Annotated in this window: 17 protein-coding genes; 8 read left to right on the top strand and 9 right to left on the bottom strand. The window is 54.0% G+C overall.

Translation table 11 applies throughout. The annotated features are described in order from the left end of the window. Positions 1-25: 25 nt before the first annotated feature. The 6 genes from ACJJIJ_RS17665 to radC all read right to left on the bottom strand — a co-directional run bounded on the left by ACJJIJ_RS17665 (position 26) and on the right by radC (position 3,044). A complete protein-coding gene (locus tag ACJJIJ_RS17665; protein WP_252083874.1) occupies positions 26-565 on the bottom strand; it encodes a disulfide bond formation protein B in 540 nt (179 codons plus the stop codon). Between the two features lie 13 nt (positions 566-578). Further along, positions 579-737: a DUF5993 family protein gene (locus tag ACJJIJ_RS17670; RefSeq protein WP_444903461.1), complete on the bottom strand. Its 159-nt coding sequence runs from the start codon at positions 735-737 to the stop codon at positions 579-581. Positions 738-810: 73 nt separating this feature from the next. Continuing rightward, complete coding sequence (mutM, locus tag ACJJIJ_RS17675; protein WP_444938035.1) at positions 811-1,626, bottom strand: bifunctional DNA-formamidopyrimidine glycosylase/DNA-(apurinic or apyrimidinic site) lyase; 816 nt, start codon at positions 1,624-1,626, stop codon at positions 811-813. Positions 1,627-1,713: 87 nt separating this feature from the next. Continuing rightward, a complete protein-coding gene (gene rpmG / locus ACJJIJ_RS17680; RefSeq protein WP_020413983.1) occupies positions 1,714-1,869 on the bottom strand; it encodes a 50S ribosomal protein L33 in 156 nt (51 codons plus the stop codon). Positions 1,870-1,905: 36 nt separating this feature from the next. Then, entirely contained in the window at positions 1,906-2,142 is a 237-nt protein-coding gene (gene rpmB / locus ACJJIJ_RS17685; RefSeq protein ID WP_020413982.1) for a 50S ribosomal protein L28, read from the bottom strand. A 227-nt stretch (positions 2,143-2,369) separates the two neighbouring features. After that, complete coding sequence (gene radC, locus ACJJIJ_RS17690; RefSeq protein WP_444887576.1) at positions 2,370-3,044, bottom strand: RadC family protein; 675 nt, start codon at positions 3,042-3,044, stop codon at positions 2,370-2,372. Between the two features lie 150 nt (positions 3,045-3,194). On the opposite strand from radC, the gene coaBC reads away from it, so the two are divergent. The 4 genes from coaBC (at position 3,195) to slmA (ending at position 8,611) form a co-directional block, all read left to right on the top strand. Then, on the top strand, positions 3,195-4,403 hold the full coding sequence (gene coaBC / locus ACJJIJ_RS17695) for a bifunctional phosphopantothenoylcysteine decarboxylase/phosphopantothenate--cysteine ligase CoaBC (RefSeq protein ID WP_444938036.1): 1,209 nt from the start codon (positions 3,195-3,197) through the stop codon (positions 4,401-4,403). A gap of 22 nt (positions 4,404-4,425) precedes the next feature. Continuing rightward, positions 4,426-6,819 (top strand): phosphomannomutase/phosphoglucomutase, encoded by a 2,394-nt coding sequence (locus ACJJIJ_RS17700; RefSeq protein ID WP_444938037.1) that lies wholly within the window; start codon positions 4,426-4,428, stop codon positions 6,817-6,819. A gap of 153 nt (positions 6,820-6,972) precedes the next feature. After that, positions 6,973-7,875: an acetylglutamate kinase gene (argB, locus tag ACJJIJ_RS17705; RefSeq protein WP_252083880.1), complete on the top strand. Its 903-nt coding sequence runs from the start codon at positions 6,973-6,975 to the stop codon at positions 7,873-7,875. A 127-nt stretch (positions 7,876-8,002) separates the two neighbouring features. Then, the gene (gene slmA, locus ACJJIJ_RS17710) at positions 8,003-8,611 is read left to right on the top strand and encodes a nucleoid occlusion factor SlmA (protein WP_252083881.1); all 609 of its coding nucleotides are present in this window, start codon (positions 8,003-8,005) and stop codon (positions 8,609-8,611) included. Between the two features lie 84 nt (positions 8,612-8,695). On the opposite strand, the gene ACJJIJ_RS17715 is transcribed toward slmA, so the two are convergent. Beyond that, positions 8,696-9,295: a hypothetical protein gene (locus tag ACJJIJ_RS17715; RefSeq protein WP_444938038.1), complete on the bottom strand. Its 600-nt coding sequence runs from the start codon at positions 9,293-9,295 to the stop codon at positions 8,696-8,698. A gap of 51 nt (positions 9,296-9,346) precedes the next feature. Continuing rightward, complete coding sequence (pyrE, locus tag ACJJIJ_RS17720) at positions 9,347-9,997, bottom strand: orotate phosphoribosyltransferase (protein WP_444938039.1); 651 nt, start codon at positions 9,995-9,997, stop codon at positions 9,347-9,349. A 117-nt stretch (positions 9,998-10,114) separates the two neighbouring features. Here pyrE and ACJJIJ_RS17725 point away from each other — a divergent pair, with 117 nt between their 5' ends. Beyond that, the gene (locus ACJJIJ_RS17725; protein WP_252083884.1) at positions 10,115-10,882 is read left to right on the top strand and encodes an exodeoxyribonuclease III; all 768 of its coding nucleotides are present in this window, start codon (positions 10,115-10,117) and stop codon (positions 10,880-10,882) included. A 108-nt stretch (positions 10,883-10,990) separates the two neighbouring features. Here the strand turns inward: ACJJIJ_RS17725 and rph are convergent, their stop codons facing one another. Continuing rightward, entirely contained in the window at positions 10,991-11,710 is a 720-nt protein-coding gene (gene rph / locus ACJJIJ_RS17730; protein ID WP_252083885.1) for a ribonuclease PH, read from the bottom strand. A gap of 109 nt (positions 11,711-11,819) precedes the next feature. On the opposite strand from rph, the gene ACJJIJ_RS17735 reads away from it, so the two are divergent. From ACJJIJ_RS17735 to ACJJIJ_RS17745, 3 genes are all read left to right on the top strand, one after another. Beyond that, positions 11,820-12,707 (top strand): YicC/YloC family endoribonuclease, encoded by an 888-nt coding sequence (locus ACJJIJ_RS17735; protein ID WP_444938040.1) that lies wholly within the window; start codon positions 11,820-11,822, stop codon positions 12,705-12,707. A 104-nt stretch (positions 12,708-12,811) separates the two neighbouring features. Further along, positions 12,812-13,387, top strand: coding sequence for a rhomboid family intramembrane serine protease (locus ACJJIJ_RS17740; protein WP_444938041.1), 576 nt, complete (start codon positions 12,812-12,814; stop codon positions 13,385-13,387). 650 nt (positions 13,388-14,037) lie between these two features. Further along, positions 14,038-15,783 carry a S8 family peptidase gene (locus ACJJIJ_RS17745; protein WP_444938042.1) on the top strand — a complete coding sequence of 582 codons (1,746 nt, stop codon included), beginning with the start codon at positions 14,038-14,040 and terminating at the stop codon, positions 15,781-15,783. Positions 15,784-16,012: the final 229 nt, after the last annotated feature.

Raw genomic sequence — 16,012 nt, forward strand, 5'->3', positions numbered from 1 at the left:
CGAGACTAGCAATTCAACGATTTTCTCAAGGCCACAGCCAGTGATAGCCGAAAGAGCCTCTCGTACAGGGACCTAGACCGCACTCCAATAGGGTGCTGGCCAGGTTCGCCATGGCAATGGTGAGAAACAGCACCGCGATAAATTTCTCGGGAAAGGTGAATCGACGCGGTGACAGGTTCCGCCGCAAGAAGCCCAACATCATTGCGACCCCGCAATAAGTAAGCAGCCCAAAAAAAGCCACGGCCGCCCAGGTATAGAGATGCAAGCCGAGAAAGGGCTCTCCAAATCCGGGGTTATTGGGCAGAATATGCAACAACACCTGGCGCCCGGCAGCAGCCAGCCCGGCAATACTCGAGAGAATAACAATTCCGTAGTGAGCGGGACGTACACCAAATCGCAGGTTCATCAGCAAGCCCAAGCCAGCCATGGTAAAGGCTACACGCTGAAGCAGGCAGATGGGGCAGGGCAGTTGGTGCTCGTAAAGCTCGATGATAAAAGCCGCCCAGAGAACCGCAGAGAGGCCGAGAAGAGCCAGGGCATCAAGCCTTCGGACCATATACACCATAGCGGCACCCCGGCTAGAAGGAGAGGTCCAGCGTTGTGTTCGAGTGATAAATCAACCAGATGATGTAAATCACCATAGTCAACAACCACCACACGGTGGCCGCGCGCTGGCGGCGCTTCCATATATACCAGGCTGCAATCAGAACGGTAAGAAAAGGCAGTACCAATACCACGGGCCATCTCCACAGACAGCAATACTCTGAGATTAGTAGTAAATTCCCGCCAATGCCCTACCGCAAAGTAAACTCAACGCTGGCAACGAGTGCAAAAGAAGGTACTGCGCTGGCCCAGAACCATATCCCGCACCGGGCTCCCGCAACTGGGGCAAGGTGCTCCCGCGCGGCCGTAGACATTGAGTTCCTGGGCGAAATATCCCGGCTTGCCATCACCACCGATAAAGTCCCGCAGGGTAGTGCCACCTTGGGCAATGGCATGACTCAATACCTTTTTGATCGCCTCTGCAAGGCGCAGATAGCGGGCTTTTGAAATAGAGCCCGCTTCACGATCCGGGCGGATACCTGCCAGGAAGAGGGATTCACTGGCATAAATATTCCCCACCCCCACCACGATACGCCCATCCATTATGAACGTTTTCACCGACTGTTTACGCTTGCGGGAAGCGGCGAACAGGTAGTCACCACTAAAACTCTCCGACAGCGGCTCTGGCCCTAAATGACTGAGTAGGTCGTGGGCCAGGGGGTCTGCTGCGGTCCACAGAAGAGCGCCAAACCGGCGTGGATCCCTGTAGCGCAGGGTCAGGCCACTATCGAGTCGCCAGTCGATATGGTCGTGCTTCTCAGGGGATTCTTCCTGCTCGACCAAGCGCAGGCTTCCAGACATCCCCAAATGCCAGATGGCACACCCCTTATCTGTATGCACCAGTAAGTATTTGGCGCGACGCTCCAGCTTCAGAATACGGGCATTTTTAATGTGCTTGGCGAAGTCCAGGTCCACAGGCCAGCGCAGTCGCGCCTGTCGCACCACAACCGATCGCACCCACTGTCCCTCTAGATAGGGAGCGAGGCCACGGCAGGTGGTTTCTACTTCTGGGAGTTCAGGCATTTCTCATCTCACGATGGCTGTAGCCGAGGAGCGGACACAAAAAAGCCCGGCAAGAACCGGGCTCTTCTGCGAGTACTCGAAAGGCAATTACTTGATTTTGCCTTCTTTGTACATAACGTGCTTGCGAACAACGGGATCGTACTTTTTGATCTCCATTTTCTCAGGCATGTTGCGCTTGTTCTTGGTAGTGGTGTAGAAGTGGCCAGTACCGGCGCTGGAATTCAGACGAATCTTCTCACGCATTGCTCAATCTCCAATCAGTTAGCTGAATACAGCTAATTATACTTTTTCGCCGCGGGCGCGCAGCTCAGTCAGGACAGCGTCGATACCTTTCTTATCGATAACGCGCATGCCTTTTGCGGAAACACGCAGTTTCACAAAACGCTTCTCGGACTCAACCCAGAAACGGTGGCTGTGCAGGTTCGGCACGAAGCGACGCTTGGTGCGGTTCTTAGCGTGGGATACATTGTTTCCGGTTACCGGACGCTTACCGGTTACCTGACATACCTTGGACATCTGTTGGCCTCTTCAAAACGCTTGTGCCCGCATGGCGCCAATCCTGAAGAGGAAAAGGGTGTGCGGGAACATAAAAATCGGGATTCTAATCCGGTTCCTGGATGGCGGCGGAACCTGTGCAGAATCTGGCCCGGCCGCAAAGAGCGGCGTTTTATACCAAAAGAGCCCGTAGGGAGCAAGTTTTGTACAGTACTTCTGCGCCAATCGCAGCTTCTCAATTGCAGTGCCTACAGCAGCCCCTGCTCCGCAAAGGATAGAGCCTGGCCCTCGCCCACTATCAGATGATCCAGCACCTTGATATCCACAAGCTCCAGGGCCTGAACCAAACGCTCGGTAATCCAGATGTCCGCCTGGCTAGGCTCGCAAATGCCCGATGGGTGATTATGCGCCAGAATCACTGCCGCCGCACCCCGCTGTAAAGCAGCCTGCACCACCTCACGAGGATAAACACTGGCGGCATTCAGAGTGCCCTCGAACAATTCCTCAAAACTGATAACACGGTGCTGGGTATCCAGGAAAAGGCAGCAAAAGACCTCGCGGCGGCGATGGCGCAACTGCATAGCCAGGTAGTCTCGCACTGCCGCCGGACTGCACAAAGCACTGCCCTTCCGCACCGTTTCTGCCAAGTGTCGTCGCGCTATCTCCAGCGCCGCTTGCAGCTGTACAAACTTGGCATCCCCCAATCCGCGGGCGCGACAAAACTGCTCCCTACCTGCCTCCAACAGGGCACGCAAGCCGCCAAACTCACTGAGTAGACCCCGCGCCAAATCCACTGCGGAAACGCCCGGCAGCCCCACCCGCAAAAATATCGCCAACAACTCTGCATCCGACAGCGCCGCGGCACCCTGCGCCAATAGCTTCTCCCTGGGCCTCTCCGCCGCCGGCCAATCCTTGATCTTCATAATCGTTTCTCGCCTTCCCTGACTGTCTTTTTTTGTGAACTCTCTCCCCAACTCACCACAATCACGATTTTCGCGTCTATTCTGCGCCTTATAAGTCCAGACGCAGAAATGCTAATCTAACCCGCTCGCATATATTCGGAAACTGTATCTATGTCCTCACTGGCCGATAAACGCATACTTTTGGGAATCAGTGGCGGTATTGCCGCTTACAAGAGCGCCGACCTGGTACGCCGCCTAAAAGAACGCGGTGCCCAGGTGAGAGTGGTAATGAGCGCCGGCGCGCGCGAGTTTGTGCAGCCGCTGACTTTCCAAGCCCTATCCGGCAACCCTGTACACACCGATCTGCTGGACCCAGCAGCTGAAGCCGCCATGGGGCATATCGAGCTGGCCAAGTGGGCCGACCTGATCCTGATTGCCCCCGCCAGTGCCCAGATGATGGCAAAACTGGCCTGTGGCATGGCCGACGACCTGCTCACCACCTTGTGTCTCGCCAGCGAAGCACCAGTGGCCCTGGCCCCCGCCATGAATCAGGCCATGTGGCGCCACCCAGCCACCGCTGCTAATGCCAAAACCCTGCGTGACCGCGGGGTACAGCTGTGGGGACCGGCGGCTGGCAGCCAGGCCTGTGGTGACGTGGGACCCGGCCGCATGCTGGAGCCCGCTGACTTGGCTCTGCAGACCGAGTCACAGTTCGGCTCTAGCGACTGTCTGCGCGGCAAGCGCGTGGCGATTACCGCCGGCCCAACCCGCGAGGCCCTGGACCCGGTACGCTACCTGAGCAACCACAGCTCCGGCAAGATGGGGTTCGCCCTGGCCGAGGCCGCCCGGAAGGCCGGCGCCGAGGTCACACTGATCGCCGGGCCGGTAAATTTGGCCACTCCCGCACATGTGAAGCGCGTCGATGTCATCGATGCGCGGGATATGCGCGATGCCGCCGAGCGTGCGGCCGACCTCTGCGATATTTTTATCAGCGCTGCCGCTGTTGCCGATTTTCGCCCCGCCTCGGTGGCGGAACAAAAAATCAAGAAACGCGAGGGCTGCGACGAGAGCGCTATTACCCTGGTTAAAAACCCGGATATCGTCGCCGGCATCGCCGCGCGCAGCGAGCGACGCCCCTTTACCGTGGGCTTTGCCGCTGAGACACAGCAAGTCGAACAGTATGCGCAAAGCAAACTGCAACGGAAAAACCTCGATATGATTATCGCCAACGACGTTAGTGGCAGTGAAACCGGCTTCAATAGTGACCGCAATGCCGTCACGGTGATAGATCGCCACGGCAATACACAACTGCCCGAGGCTTTAAAGGCCGACCTAGCGCGACAGTTAATAGAAATTATTGCCGTCAAAGCGCAGAAATAAAGATTAACAGGCAGGAAAATCAGTGGTTTTCAACAAGAAAAATCAGAGCCAAGGACTATTGCACAAGGGGTTGCTGCTGCCTTCGTTGCTGGCGACCGTCGCCTGGCTTTGCGGGGCCTATCTAATCGTTGAGCATATAGTCACCCCCCACAATCAAGCGCAAGTACAACAGGCAGCCCGGGCGCAGGGAAAAATCTTCGCGCAAGATGTAGAGTCTCTGTTAGCCGAACGCACGCGGCAGCTGCAACAAATTGAACGCAGTGAACAACCCCTTGAAGAACAGCTAAAAACAGCACAACTACCGAAACAATCGCGAATTCAGGTCTTTTCAGAGGCACAAATCCGCGTGGGCGCAGGTGAAAAGCCAACCCTGAACTTCGCGCTAGTAGATCTGCTTAAGCGTACCCGACAAGACAGTCAACAGCCCCTAGAGATACTGCGTACAGGCCCCGACAACAGCTGGCAGCTTCACAATGCTGTTAACCTGGCTGGGCAACAACTTCTGGTCAGCCAGCCCTTCGCTGTTTTGCAAACATCCCTGGAAACGCTCGATAAAAACCAGGGACAGATTCAGCTGCTTCAAAAATTTCCCGATTCGATTGCACAGCCCCTTTGGCGCGGCGGGCAGGGCAGTGGCTTCAGCCATTCTGAAGCAATTCCGGATAGTTACTTGCAGGTGCAGTTCAGCCCCTCCCCTGCATTTATCCAGCAACACAGCTTGCCACTTGTGTGGATCAATCTCACAGCCGGCGCCGGCCTGCTGCTCTCATTACTGGTACTTCTACGCTTCCTGCCCCGAGACAACCGTGCTCCTTGGGAGCGCAGTCAAAAAGGCGGAAGAAGCGAAAGTGAAAAATTCCCTGCGCCCGAGTCGCAGCAGGATGCTCTGCTGGCGGATGAAGCTTTACCCCAAGGGCTCGCATCGGCACCCAGCATCGCTCCCGAAGCTTTACAACAGAATATGACAAATCGCGCTGAGGCAAGGTCTGCGACCAAATCAGGTAAGCCCCAACATCCGCTAACTACCGAGTTTCCCCCTCATGTATTTCGCGCATACGATATCCGCGGCATCGCCGGTGAGGAAATTGATGAGCCCTTTGCCTACCAGCTGGGAAAGGCCCTCGGTACCCTGGCACAGCACGCCGGAGAGCAAATCCTGCTAGTGGGGCGCGATGGCCGCAACAGTAGTGCACTGCTCAGCAACTGCCTGATGGAGGGGATTCTCGATAGCGGCTGTAACAGTATCGATCTGGGCCTGATCCCATCACCACTGCTTTACTACGCCTGCGCCAAGGGCAAGAACACCAGCAGCGGTGTTATGGTGACCGCGAGCCACAATCCGGCGGAATACAATGGCTTCAAGATTGTGCTCAAGGGCCGCCCCCTCTCTGAAGAAAAGCTACAGGGCCTGCACCAGCTTATGCAGCAGGGGCCCTTCAAAAGCGGGGAAGGCAGTAACCGCGAGCAGGATATTAAAGACAAATATATTGACGAGATCTTTAACAACGTCGCCCTCGCCGGACAACCGCACCTGGTAGTGGATGCGGGCAATGGAGCCACTTCCGTTTTGGCACCCCGGTTGTTTGAGCAGCTGGGCTGCGCAGTCACTCCGCTGTTTTGTGAAGTGGATGGGGACTTCCCCAACCATCCACCCGATCCCACGCGCCCGGAAAACCTGCAAGCATTGATCGACAAAGTGGCGGAAACCGGCGCAGACCTGGGCATAGCTCTGGATGGCGATGGTGATCGTGTCACTCTGATTTCCAGCAGCGGGCGCATCGCCTGGGCCGATCAGCTAGTTATGCTACTGGCGAGAGACATCCTGGCACGCAACCCGGGGGAGACGATCGTCTTCGATGTGAAAAGCAGCCGTAGCCTTGCTCAATTAATAAACCAGTACGGCGGCCGCCCGGTGATGTGGAAGACCGGCCACGCGCCGATGAAAAACAAAATGCTAGAAACCAAGGCAATTCTTGGCGGTGAGTTATCCGGCCATATTTTTATTCGGGATCGCTGGTTTGGTTTCGACGATGGTATCTACGCAGCGGCGCGGCTCCTGGAGATTATGGCCCTGCGGGAACAGAGCCTGGATGAACTCCTCGACTCACTGCCGCAAATGGAGAGCACCCCGGAAATATTGTTGCCCGTAGAGGAGCAGGAGAAATTCTCCCTGATAGAGCAGTTGCGCGAACAAGGCAATTTTGACAATGCCGATATCAATACTACCGACGGTCTGCGCATAGAATTTTCTGATGGCTGGGGGCTGGTGCGCGCCTCCAATACCACCAGCGCGTTGACCCTGCGCTTCGAGGCCGAAAATAAAGAGGCTCTGGAGCGTATTCGCAAAGTAGTCATGGCGCAGATCAAGAAAATTGCTCCCACAGTTGTCGTTCCCAATTGGGAACTGCTCAACTAGCGCACCAATTTTAAACCTGTGCGGCACAGGCAGGTGCCGCAACCGACTAGCGCTCCGTGCTTTAATCAAAAAAATCTCGACCGCGCAGTATCTACAGCAGCGGCTGGACAGCGGGAAAGCTATCCAACCGCATCCCACCATAAAGGAATTGCCATGTCCCTCGATAAGAAGTCCGCTCTGCGTATTGCTCAGGTTTTGAATGAGGCCTTGCCCTATATCCAGCAATTCACCAATAAAACCGTGGTGGTAAAGTTTGGCGGTAATGCCATGGTCGATCACGAACTGCAAAACGACTTTGCCCGCGACATTATCCTGATGAAGCTCGTGGGCATGAACCCGGTAGTGGTACACGGCGGCGGCCCGCAAATAGGCCTGCTGTTGAACAAACTCAATATCGAATCTCACTTTGTCGACGGTATGCGCGTAACCGATAGCGAGACCATGGATGTGGTGGAAATGGTATTGGGGGGCACGGTCAACAAGCAAATTGTCAACCTGATCAATCAGAACGGTGGTCGCGCAGTGGGCGTTACCGGCAAGGATGGCTTGTTAATCGAAGCGCGCAAACTGAGCCGCAAAAATGAGAGCGCCGGCCTGCACGCCTCAGAAATTATTGATATCGGCCAGGTCGGCGAGGTGGAAAAGGTCAATACCGATGTCATCAATATGCTGATCCAGGGCGGCTTTATTCCGGTAATCGCCCCTATCGGCGTCGACAAAGAGGGGGTTTCTTACAATATCAATGCCGATCTGGTGGCCGGTAAGGTCGCCGAGTGCTTGCAGGCAGAAAAGCTGATGCTGCTCACCAATGTTGCAGGCCTGCAAGATAAGCAGGGCGAGGTACTCACCGGCCTGACGACGCCCCAGGTGGAAGGGTTGATTGAAGATGGCACCATTCATGGCGGTATGCTGCCGAAAATCAGTTGTGCGCTCGACGCGGTAAAAGACGGGGTCACTTCTGCCCATATTATCGACGGTCGGGTACCTCACGCGGTCCTGCTGGAAATATTTACCGATACCGGCGTCGGCACCTTGATTACCAATAGTGAGACATAAAGCCATCGCACAGTAGCGCTTGGCAATTGAAGACAGACGTCCGAATCGGTAGGATTCCGCCGCCGAAATATTAAGGCGACAAGAGCAAAAATCACCGTCCACCCCCCAAGTGGACTAAAGGCAATCAATGAGCAGCGAAAAAATCAATCGGCGCCAGCAAATTCTGGAATCTCTGGCACATATGCTGGAAGCCAGTCCTGGCGCACGTATTACAACTGCAGCCCTGGCCAAGGAAGTTGGCTTTTCTGAAGCGGCGCTATACCGCCACTTCCCCAGTAAGTCAAAAATGTTCGAAGGCCTGATCGAGTTTATCGAGGAGACTATTTTCAGTCGCATAGCGCTGATCCTTCAGGAAGAACCCTCTGCTTTGGAGCGATGCCAGAGAATCCTGCACCTTCTGCTGGCTTTTTGTGAGCGCAATCCGGGTATTACCCGACTTCTCACTGGCGATGCGTTGACCGGCGAAACCGAGCGTTTGCACGGGCGTATCCTGCAGCTGTTCGATCGCCTGGAAACCCAAATCCGTCAGATTTTGCGTGAAGCGGAACTGCGTGAGCACCTGCGTCCAACCCTGCCCCTTGGCGGTGCCGCCAACCTGTTATTGGCCAGTGCCGAGGGCCGTATCGTGCAATATGTACGCAGCGGCTTTAAGCGCAAGCCCACCGAGTACTGGGCCGAGCAATGGCCGGTTTTGACCTCCGGCTTTTTCCGCGAGACCGTCGCCGCAGCCAGGTAACTGGCTGTGCGGTATGGAAAGTGAAAGATAACTGGAAGGACGCACGTGTAACGAAGCCAGAAAGGCGCTAATGGTCCTGCACTATCAGGATCTGTTAGTAATTTCTGCGTAGCGCGCGGCGGCTTTATCAAATTCCTCACCGATAGAACTGGCCTCGTCGGCGCGCCGTTTAAGGCGCTCGCGCAGTACTGCCACTTCTTTTTGCAAATCGGCAATACGCTGCAGGAGCTCCGGAGCCACCTCGCGCCCACCGCGCTGGGTGCGCGCCGCCTGTGTCTCTTCCTGGGTAATTTGACGAGTGAGACTGGTGATATTCGAGTGCATGATCGCCATATCCTGCTCAACAATTGCCAGCTTGCGTTTGCGAGCACTTTCGATATCGGCGAGGCTGTTATAGCGTTTGAGCAGCTTGCGGTCCGCTTCTTCGCGTGCTTCCTGTCGGCGCTGCGCTTCGAACTCCTCGGGACTCAACTGCGGTGGAACCACTTCTATAACACGGCCAGAAAGGTTGAGAATTTCGTAGCCCTTAGCCACGTACTCCGGCGGCACCATTTCATTGAGTACCATGATGCCCTGCTCATCGGTATAGCGATAGAGCAACTGCTCACCGCTGGCGGCACTCGCCAGGGTACAAGACAACAGAATGGCAGGAACCAGGAAACATTTTATGGGGGCGATTCCCATCGCTCTTCTCACTAAATTGATGCGGCCCGCTATAACGAGCGGGCCTCTCACTTAACCCGTTACGCCGTAACGCTGCCGGTAATCGACAATTTTTTGCAGGATTTCACTATCCTGAGACTCCTGCTCGAGGAAACTGACTATATCATCCAGCTGTACAATGCTAATGACTGGGATATTAAACTGCTGTTCGACCTGCTGAATAGCGGAGAATTCACAATCTTCGCTGGCCTTTTCCTGGCGATTTAAACCGATGACTACACCGGCCGCTTCGGCACCGTGAGATTCGATGATTTGCATCACCTCACGCACCGCAGTACCGGCCGTAATCACATCATCAATGATCAAAACCTTGCCATTAAGCGGCGCACCCACTAAGGTTCCGCCTTCGCCGTGATCCTTGGCCTCTTTGCGGTTGTAGCAGAAAGGCTTATCGATACCTTTCTGAGCCAGTGCCACGGCAGTCACCGCACCCAGCGGGATACCCTTGTAAGCCGGTCCGAAAATGACATCAAACTCCACTCCCGAAGCGATAATCGCCTCGGCGTAAGCCTGTCCCAGTGCGGCTAGTGCCGCACCGGTGTGGAAGCGGCCAGCATTGAAAAAATAGGGGCTTTGACGGCCTGACTTCAGAGTGAAGTCACCAAAACACAACACCTGATGATCCAGGGCCAATTGGATAAAATTGCGCTGATATTGCTGCATGGAAAATTGTTAACTATTAGCTAAGGTGAAGGGAGACCTCCCCGTAGCATTTCTTCCGGGGATAGGCATGCAAATAATGTTTCTAATGATACACAGTCCGCTGGTAAGGGGCTAATAATGCGAATAGTAAGCTTGTCTGTAGACGGCGTTCATCAGGCCGCACAGCGCGGTCTCTACGATTGGTTAGCTGAGCAGGATGCAGACATTATCTGCCTTCAAGACCTGCGCTCTCTGGAGCCGGAGCTAGACCACCCCATATTCCACCCCGATGGCTATTACAGCTACTTCTTCGATTCGGGAACGCCCCATGAAAACGGCGTGGCGATCTATACACGCAACCAGCCCAAAGCCATTATTTTCGGTATGGGTTTCGCCAACGGCGAGGATATGTATGGGCGCTATTTACAGGCAGATTTTGAACGCCTGAGTGTGGGTTCTCTGTTAGCGCCAATAGCCACTGACGAGGCTTCACTGGAAAAAAAGGTCCAGTTTTTCGACGACATGCAAGCGCACCTGCACAAAATCAGCCGCAAGCGCCGCGATTTTATTTTCTGCGGTAACTGGGGCATGGCACACCGCCGTGCCGATGTGCAGAACTGGCAGGACCACCAGGATAACCCTGGTTTCATGCGTCACGAACAGCGCTGGTTGGACCAGCTGTTCAATGAAATTGGCTATGTCGATGCCTTTCGCCGCGTGGTCAAAGACACCGATGAATTTACCTGGTGGCCGAGTGGCACCGTAGGCGAAGGTGATGGCTGGCGTACCGACATGCAGATCGTTTCACACGGGTTGAAAAATCGTATTGAGTACGGTGCGATTAACAAGAATGTGAATTTCTCCAGCCACCTACCACTAATGATGGATTACGACCTGGAAGTATAAACCGTTGAGGACTCGGCCCATTTCGGCTGAGAGTAGGGGAGCCGAGTCCTGTCGCGAACCGACCCGCTTTACAGCGGGAGCGGTCCTAACTCAGCAAAATACAAAGCCTCACTCATCCAAGGCTTTTTGCTGTATCTCGATCAGTTCATCGATTCCCGCTTTACCCAAACCCAGCATCTGCGCGAACTCTTTCTCGGAAAAAGGCTTACCTTCAGCGGTACCCTGTACTTCGATCATACCTCCGTCTGCCGCCATCACCAGATTCATATCCGTATCCGCCGCACTGTCCTCTGGATAGTCCAGATCCAAAACCGGCTCGCCGTCATAAATTCCGACAGAGACCGCCGCGACAAGGTTGAGCAACGGATCCTCAGCGAGAATTTTTTCCCGCTGCATATGGCGCAGCGCATCCACCAAGGCTACACAAGCGCCGGTAATAGCCGCTGTGCGTGTGCCGCCATCGGCCTGGATAACATCGCAATCCAGGGTGATCTGATTCTCTCCAAGCTTTTCCAGATCCACCGCTGCGCGCAGGGAGCGGCCAATCAGACGCTGGATCTCTACAGTGCGGCCGCTCTGTTTACCCTTGGCTGCCTCACGCGGCATGCGGGAACCTGTAGAGCGCGGCAGCATGCCATACTCCGCGGTGATCCAACCGCTGCCCTGACCGCGCAGGAAGCGCGGTACTTCACTCGACACTGAGGCATTACACAGAACTTTTGTGTCGCCAAACTCTACCAACACAGAGCCCTCGGCGTGGCGGGTGTAGTTTCGGGTAATTTTTATCTGGCGCATCTGCGCCGCCGCGCGGCCACTGGGACGCTGCATAGCTCACCTCGGTCAATGAATGAAAGCCCTGCATTATATACCCCCACATGGATATCCGAACGCTGTGCTATGATGCCGAGCCGATAAATACGCCTGCAGGGGATGAGCAATGGCCAATAACCGGGAACAGAACAAAGTGCGAAGCATGACAGCCTTCGGTCGCGCCGAAGCCGCTTATGCCACAGGAAACGCCATTTGGGAGCTGCGCTCGGTCAATCATCGCTACCTGGAGCCGCACTTCCGTCTGCCCGAGGTCGCCCGCCCTCTGGAAGCGCAGTTACGAGATATTTTGCGGAAAAGTTTATCCCGTGGAAAAGTGGAACTCACGCTTACAGTAAAACCCAACAGTGTGGAAACGAGTGGGCTTGAAATTAATCAGCCGCTGGCACAAGCATTGATTAACGCCGCCAAACAAGTGACCGGCGGTGAAGACGCCCAACCACTCAACCCTCTGCAGATTCTCCAATGGCCCGGTGTTATTAGCGAACCGGAAGCCGATACTGAGCAGCAATCCGCCACTATTTTGCAGGCGTTTCACGAAGCGCTAGAACAACTGCGCGCGAATCGCGAGCGTGAGGGTGCGGAGTTAGCCAAATTTATTGAAGCCCGCTTAAAAGGCATTGAAGAACAAGTCGCCCTAGTGCGGGAACTGCTACCACAGATTCTAGAGGCACAGCGGGAAAAACTGCGCAACCGCCTGGAAGAGCTCTCTATAGAATTGGATAAAGAGCGCTTGGAACAGGAAATTGTGCTGCTCGCTCAAAAAGCCGACGTCGATGAAGAACTCGATCGCCTAAATGCCCACACTGTAGAAACCCGCCGGGTGCTCGCTGGAGGCGGCGCTATAGGTCGGCGCTTGGATTTTCTTATGCAGGAATTTAACCGCGAGGCCAACACTCTATCCTCCAAGTCCGTGGTAACCGACACCACCCAGGCTGCAGTAGAGCTGAAGGTCTTGATCGAACAAATGCGTGAGCAAGTACAAAATATTGAGTAAGCATATTATGGGGCTTTTTTAAAACCAAAATAAGAGCCCCGTATTCACGTTCTGCTTAACAACTATCTGCTGCTTTACCCAACTAACATTGAAATACATTTTATATGCGAAATAATATTAAATGGGTTGGGGCTATATTCTTAGCTGTAACCATTATTGAAATTATTAATATATTATCCGGCCGCTCATTGAATTACTTCGGCCTAGTTCCTAGATCCATCGACCATCTGCCCCATATTTTTACCGCTCCATTGCTACACGGAAGCATCTGGCATTTTCTATCCAATATAGTAACCCTATGCGTTTTCAGTTTTTTGCTGTTGCAATATGGAGTGAAAACCTACCTAAAAGTCACTCTGACGATTATTGTCACCACTGGTCTTGCCGTTTGGCTATTTGCTAGAGGCGGGAATCATCTGGGCGCAAGTTCAGTAATTTATGGCTATTTTGGATTCTTATTGCTGGCCGGCTTTATCAGCAAGCAGTTTGTTCGACTATTGATATCCATTTTTGTCGGATTGGTTTATGGCGGACTTATTTTTGGTGTGCTGCCACAAGGAATGTATATCTCCTGGGAATCGCATCTATTCGGTTTCCTCTTTGGCATAATGGCTGCAAAAATATGGGCCCACACACCCAACCCTATTACGGACCGACAAGCTGTATCTAAAAATTCATAGTTTTTCTCTAGCAAATTCACAGCAGGCACACAGGGAGCCGGATGACCGCTCTCTGTGTCCACTCAAAAAAATAAAAACAAGTTTCCGGCCATAGTTCGTATAGACGGCTGAATGCTGTTTTGAAGTCATTGTGATGTCAGAAAAGTTACCAGTCAGATTTTCAGCGCGAACTCTGAAAAAAGCTACCACTGGCGATTAATGCATGCGCTGTGACAAAAATACTTAAAATTACCTCGCACCAGAAAGGCATAAAATCATTTCCTGCCAAACAGTGATTTACTGTTTTTTTCTGCAAAACCGATAACCACCCCTCACCAACTGAGCTCGTGAACTAAGACACACCTTCTCACTGACCAAGTTCTCATTACCTGACTTTTTTCTAAAAAATTATAAATTTGTCGTCATAAGCCACACAATTTCAGGTTCCTCAGCTGAGGACAATAATCTCAAAGTCGTTATATATCTGTACCAAAGTGAAACTCTGGTACTAATTTTGGTCTTTTTAACCGCCAAATGCCTATTCTGGCGGCTATTTGGGACTTTCTATTGGCGGATATATTTCTGTCAGTGAAAGATCTTTTCAGGAGTGACCGATAGACCAGCTGATTGGCTGGCTGTCGGATAACAATAATTTCGAAGAGCAAATAATAATGACTTCACCACTCAAGAACCTTCGGCAGAAGACGGCTCTAGCGAGCGTTTTTACACTGCTATGCACTGCGCCCTTCACTGCCCAGGCACAACAAGCGGACAACGCTCTGCTGACGGACCGCATCATCGTTAAATACAAGGAAAGTGCCAAGGTTGGCCGGGCTGCCAGCATGGCCAGGGAAACGGTGGAAAAGGCCTCCCGTCGCGCCGGCCACAAAATGCGTCACCTGCGCCGTATGGCCACTGGTGCTCAGGTAATGCGCCTGGAAGGTCGCAAAAACAGATCGGAAATGAACGCGATTATCAACCGTCTGAAACAGGATCCGGATGTGGAGTACGCTGAGCCGGATCTGATGATGCGCGCAATGGCTGTGCCCAATGACTCTAGCTATCTCAACCAGTGGCACTACTTTGAGTCCACCGGCGGTCTGAACCTGCCATCGGCCTGGGATGTCACTCAGGGTGAGGGAGCGGTTGTCGCGGTGCTCGACACTGGTTACCGCCCACACCCTGATCTGGTGGGTAATATTCTGCCGGGCTACGACATGATTTCTGACACTTTCGTGTCTGTAGACGGCGATGGCCGTGATAGCGATGCCACAGACCCAGGCGACTGGTATACGGACAAAGCCTGTGGCGATGATCCTCGCATCCCCTCGGAAAGCGACAGTAGCTGGCACGGCACCCATGTCGCCGGCACCATCGCAGGCGTCACCAATAACAATATGGGTATCGCCGGTGTCGCCTACAAAGCCAAGATTGTACCGATACGCGTGCTCGGCCGCTGTGGTGGCTATACCTCAGATATCGCCGATGGCATCATCTGGGGCGCTGGCGGCTCTGTCAGCGGCCTGCCATCCAACCCCAACCCCGCACAAGTACTCAACCTGAGTCTTGGTGGTGGTGGCAGCTGTGCCACGACAACTCAGAATGCTATCAACACCGCACGCAGCCTCGGCGCCACTATCGTAGTCGCTGCCGGTAATGAATCCGATAACGCCAGCCAATATACTCCCGCCAGCTGCGATGGCGTAATAACTACTGCCTCAACGAACCGCGATGGCGGCCGCTCTTACTTCTCCAACTACGGCAGCGTAGTGGATGTTGCAGCACCGGGGGGAGCGCAGAGTTTTGCTAACGACCCGAACGGCATTCTCTCCACCCACAATAGTGGCAGTACCGTCGCGGGCAGCGATAGCTACGTCTATATGCAAGGCACCAGTATGGCTGCCCCACATGTTGCCGGTGCTGCCGCACTACTGTATTCGGTAAACCCTGACCTGGGCCCGGACGACATCGAATCGATACTCACCACCACCGCACGCAGTTTCCCATCTTCATGCAGCGGCTGTGGTGCCGGTATTGTCGATGCTACAGCAGCAGTGGCCATGGCGAGCGGCGGTAGCGATGGAGACAACGGTGGCGATAACGGAAATGGCGGCGGTGTCAGCTGGACCGAATCCAACCTTTCCGGCAGCTCCGGCAGTTGGAACGACTTCACCATCGAAGTCGCTGCGGGTACCACAAGCTTGAATATAGAGATGTCTGGCGGCAGTGGCGAAGTCGACCTCTATGTCCGCCATGCCAACTACCCCACTCTACGTCGGTACGATTGCCGCCCCTACCTCTGGGGCAATGAAGAGAGCTGTACTATTAGCAACCCTGACTCGGGTACCTGGTATGTCAGTGTTTACGGTTACGACTCCTACAGCGGCGTCACCCTAAAGGCTGAAACTACTCCCTAATTGACGACATAGGCCGGCGCCAAAAGCTCCGGCCACGAAAGAGGTATTTTGGTGCGAATTAGCAATAAAAAACCAAAGTACCTCACCCAATTGGTGCGGGGGGAAGGGAAATAACGAGCTGTGCGTTACGCGGCTAAGTAAGAGGCCATGCCTCTGCCCCCCTGAACCAACCCCGAACTTTGCCAGCTGTATCGACAAAATTCCTTAATGCACTTTTTTCGGGCACATA

Source organism: Microbulbifer mixtoriginis (SeqCode), from assembly GCF_052467945.1.

Bases quoted from the DNA above. Each gene is read 5' to 3' on its own strand.
- ACJJIJ_RS17740 (WP_444938041.1), top strand. From the start codon at position 12,812: ATGCGAAATAATATTAAATGGGTTGGGGCTATATTCTTAGCTGTAACC.
- ACJJIJ_RS17665 (WP_252083874.1), bottom strand. From the start codon at position 565: ATGGTGTATATGGTCCGAAGGCTTGATGCCCTGGCTCTTCTCGGCCTC.
- ACJJIJ_RS17745 (WP_444938042.1), top strand. From the start codon at position 14,038: ATGACTTCACCACTCAAGAACCTTCGGCAGAAGACGGCTCTAGCGAGC.
- argB (WP_252083880.1), top strand. From the start codon at position 6,973: ATGTCCCTCGATAAGAAGTCCGCTCTGCGTATTGCTCAGGTTTTGAAT.
- ACJJIJ_RS17715 (WP_444938038.1), bottom strand. From the start codon at position 9,295: ATGGGAATCGCCCCCATAAAATGTTTCCTGGTTCCTGCCATTCTGTTG.
- rph (WP_252083885.1), bottom strand. From the start codon at position 11,710: ATGCAGCGTCCCAGTGGCCGCGCGGCGGCGCAGATGCGCCAGATAAAA.
- coaBC (WP_444938036.1), top strand. From the start codon at position 3,195: ATGTCCTCACTGGCCGATAAACGCATACTTTTGGGAATCAGTGGCGGT.
- ACJJIJ_RS17725 (WP_252083884.1), top strand. From the start codon at position 10,115: ATGCGAATAGTAAGCTTGTCTGTAGACGGCGTTCATCAGGCCGCACAG.
- pyrE (WP_444938039.1), bottom strand. From the start codon at position 9,997: ATGCAGCAATATCAGCGCAATTTTATCCAATTGGCCCTGGATCATCAG.
- radC (WP_444887576.1), bottom strand. From the start codon at position 3,044: ATGAAGATCAAGGATTGGCCGGCGGCGGAGAGGCCCAGGGAGAAGCTA.
- slmA (WP_252083881.1), top strand. From the start codon at position 8,003: ATGAGCAGCGAAAAAATCAATCGGCGCCAGCAAATTCTGGAATCTCTG.
- mutM (WP_444938035.1), bottom strand. From the start codon at position 1,626: ATGCCTGAACTCCCAGAAGTAGAAACCACCTGCCGTGGCCTCGCTCCC.
- ACJJIJ_RS17735 (WP_444938040.1), top strand. From the start codon at position 11,820: ATGGCCAATAACCGGGAACAGAACAAAGTGCGAAGCATGACAGCCTTC.
- rpmB (WP_020413982.1), bottom strand. From the start codon at position 2,142: ATGTCCAAGGTATGTCAGGTAACCGGTAAGCGTCCGGTAACCGGAAAC.
- rpmG (WP_020413983.1), bottom strand. From the start codon at position 1,869: ATGCGTGAGAAGATTCGTCTGAATTCCAGCGCCGGTACTGGCCACTTC.